Source organism: Streptomyces sp. SID3212 (assembly GCF_009865405.1).
In the GTDB taxonomy this organism is placed as follows: domain Bacteria; phylum Actinomycetota; class Actinomycetes; order Streptomycetales; family Streptomycetaceae; genus Streptomyces.
Genome location: NZ_WWJY01000771.1, coordinates 1 through 2,992, shown reverse-complemented (window position 1 = coordinate 2,992; position 2,992 = coordinate 1). Strand labels below are relative to the sequence as shown.

At 73.1% G+C, this 2,992-nt stretch carries 4 protein-coding genes and 1 pseudogene; 3 read left to right on the top strand and 2 right to left on the bottom strand.

Annotated features, from left to right (window positions below; genetic code table 11):
- Positions 1 to 140 (bottom strand): annotated as a pseudogene (locus tag GT042_RS23290) (SAM-dependent methyltransferase); the annotation flags it as partial.
- Between the two features lie 167 nt (positions 141 to 307).
- Here GT042_RS23290 and GT042_RS40155 point away from each other — a divergent pair.
- A complete protein-coding gene (locus tag GT042_RS40155; RefSeq protein WP_161310674.1) occupies positions 308 to 1,039 on the top strand; it encodes a 4'-phosphopantetheinyl transferase superfamily protein in 732 nt (243 codons plus the stop codon).
- Between the two features lie 12 nt (positions 1,040 to 1,051).
- Here the strand turns inward: GT042_RS40155 and GT042_RS23280 are convergent, their stop codons facing one another.
- Entirely contained in the window at positions 1,052 to 1,480 is a 429-nt protein-coding gene (locus GT042_RS23280; RefSeq protein ID WP_161310673.1) for a PPOX class F420-dependent oxidoreductase, read from the bottom strand.
- Between the two features lie 139 nt (positions 1,481 to 1,619).
- Here GT042_RS23280 and GT042_RS23275 point away from each other — a divergent pair, with 139 nt between their 5' ends.
- The gene (locus GT042_RS23275) at positions 1,620 to 2,033 is read left to right on the top strand and encodes a roadblock/LC7 domain-containing protein (RefSeq protein WP_161310672.1); all 414 of its coding nucleotides are present in this window, start codon (positions 1,620 to 1,622) and stop codon (positions 2,031 to 2,033) included.
- 132 nt (positions 2,034 to 2,165) lie between these two features.
- The coding region (locus GT042_RS23270) for a DUF6397 family protein (RefSeq protein ID WP_161310671.1) at positions 2,166 to 2,992 on the top strand (827 nt) is incomplete at its 3' end.

The window sequence follows — 2,992 nt, the reverse complement described above, 5'->3', positions numbered from 1 at the left end:
TCCAGCACGGCGCCGCCGGGGCGGGGCCCGAGGTCCGCGACGGCCGCAGCGTAGGCGGGGCCGTCGTCGGGGAAGCGGCTGTCCCACTCCGCCGCCCTCGCGCCGAAGAACTGCTGCACATGCGTGTGGTCGTGGGCCATGCCCCCATGATCCCCCAAGCGGCGCGCCGGGGCGCCGCAGGTGTCCGGCCGATGCGGTTACGCTGGTCGTTCCACCGACCCGCACGTCCCGGGAGACCGCCCTGTCCGAGATCCAGCGCCGCGAAGCACCGTCCGTCGGGCCGCCCGGCGCGCCGCGCCCGGGAGTGGTGGATCTCTGGCTGCTGGACATCTCGCGGCAGGCCGAGGACACCCTCGACCTCTCCGTACTGAACGCCGAGGAACGCCGGCGGGCGGGGGCCTTCGTGCACGGCCGTGACCGGATCCGGTACGGCGTCGCGCACACCGCGCTCCGGCGCGTGCTCGGGGCGTGTGTGGGGCTCGCGCCGGAGGCGATCGTGCTGGGCAGGGACACCTGCCCGTGCTGCGGAGGCCCGCACGGCAGGCCCGTACTGACCGATCCGCCGTTCCCGGTGCACTTCTCGCTCTCCCACGGCGGCGACGTGGTCATGATCGGTGTCGCCTCCGAGGCCATCGGCGTCGATGTCGAGCCGGTGGCCCTGCGGCGCGCGGTCGGCGACCTCGCCGCCGCGCTCCACCCCGCCGAACAGGCCGAGCTGGCGGCACTTCCCGCCGAGGACCGGCCGGCCGGGTTCACCCGCGTATGGACCCGCAAGGAGGCCTACCTCAAGGGCATCGGTACGGGCCTCGGGCGCGACCTGGCCGCCGACTACCTCGGGACGACGGAGCGCGCGGCGCCGCCCGCCGGCTGGACCGTCGTCGACGTGCCCACGCTCCCGGGCCACGCGGCGGCCTGTGCCGTACAGGGCCCCGCGTTCACGACCCGGACGCGGCAGCCGCCGACGACGCTCCAGGCGGCCGGGAGTGTGTCCTCGCTCCGTCGGGGACGGGACGAGGACACCGCCGGTCCGCTCGCGTGAGTGTCCTTCAGGTCAGCCCGCGATGTCCGCCACGTTCACGACCTTGTCGACCCGTACCCGTACCAGCACTTCCCCGGGTCCCGAGTTGCGCTCACCGACCGCCTGCGCCTGCTCCTCGCCCATGTACCGCGCGCCGAGGCGGACCGCCCACTCCAGCACCTCCTCGGGGTCCTCGCTGAGTTCGGCCCGGCCCTCGACCAGGACGAAGGAGAACGGCGGCCGCTCGTCGTCCACGCACAGCGCGACCCGGTTGTCGCGCCGCAGGTTGCGGCCCTTCACCGTCTCCTTCCCGGTGTTGAAGATCAGGTCGTCGCCGTCCAGGAGGAACCAGACGGGGGCGATGTGCGGGCTGCCGTCGGCCCGTACGGTGGACAGCTTCGCGGTCCGGGTGCCCTCGCTGACGAACGCGTGCCATTGGTCCTTGCTCATGTGTGATGCCATGACGGCATTTTCGGCCTCCGGGGCGGCGGGAGCGCGGCGACGCCCCGGAGGTGTGCCGATCGCTTGCCCACGTGCGGTGGGTGAGGAAGGCTACGGGCGTAGCAGGCATCGGGGATCACAGGAACGCGGAGGACCGGTAATGCCGCTGGACGAGGGACTCGACGGACTGCTGAGCGATCTGACCGAGCGGGTGGACCACATACGGCACGCGCTGGTGCTGTCCAACGACGGTCTGGTGACGGGCTCCAGTTCAGGTCTGGCGCGTGAGGACGCGGAGCATCTGGCGGCGGTCTCCTCGGGGTTGCAGAGCCTGGCGAGGGGATCGGGGCGTCATTTCGGCGCGGGCGGGGCCCGGCAGACGATGGTCGAGTTCGACGAGGCGCTGATGGTCGTCACGGCGGCCGGCGAGGGCAGCTGTCTGTGCGTCCTGGCCACGGCGGAAGCCGATGTCGGGCAGGTCGCGTACGAGATGACGCTGCTCGTCAACCGGGTCGGGGAACGGCTCGGGGTCGCCGCCAGGCAGCCGGGCACCGCCACGCTGAGCGGTCTCTGACCCCCCTCCGCCCCGCTCTCCGACCGCCTCTCCGACCTCTCGCCGAGAGTTATCCACAGGCTGAGCGGGAGGGGCGCGGATCGCGCTACGGTCGTCACCGAGAGTAAGCAATGCTCACGGGGGAGGACCGTCATGGACATCAGGATGTTCGAGAAGCACGGAGTGACCGCGGAGACCGTGGCGGCCGGGCGGGCCGCGCGGGAGCTGGAACTGAAGCGGGGCGAGTTCGAGCTGGCCGCCCAGCTGGGACACGTCCGCACCACGGTCGTGGCGGGCGCGGGGCGGCGGGCGGTCGGCCGGCGCGAGGTCGAGCGGCGGGAGATCGAGCGGCTGCGGGCCGCCGACGGGTTCCCGGACGTGTTGCGTGAGCGGGTACGGACGGTGGGCACGGCCGAGGGGGCGGCGCTGATGGGCATCAGCCCCGGCCGCTTCACGCGGCTCGCCAAAGCCGGATACCTCACGCCGGTGAAGTTCTACCTCAACCGCTATCGCGCGGTGGTGTGGCTGTATCTGGCCGACGAACTGGTGGCGTTCGCCGCCAGAGAGGAGACCCTCCTGGTCGGCCGCTTCCCCAGGACGCTCACCGCGGGACGGGACCCGGACGACGACGTGCGGCCGCGCAACTGGCGCGGCCGGCGGATCGGTCACCTCCTCCACCTGAGCGAGGACCCCTGGGAGCGGGCGGCGATCACCGGGTCGGTGCTGGACCCGGTGGAGCGGGCCGAGCTGGTGGCCGATCCGTGCGAGCGGGCGTATCTGAGCAGGCTTCAGCCCGACCTCGCCTACGGCCGCTCCGAGTCGGAGGCGGCGCTGGCGGCGGTGCGCCCGCTGCTGCTGGCCGACCATCCGGACGAGATCCGCTGGCACCGCGCCAGTCTCACCGCGCTGCTCGACGAGGCCAGACGCACCCGTCCCGCCCCTCGTCCGGCCCGGCCCGGTGACGTCCCACTGCGGCCCCG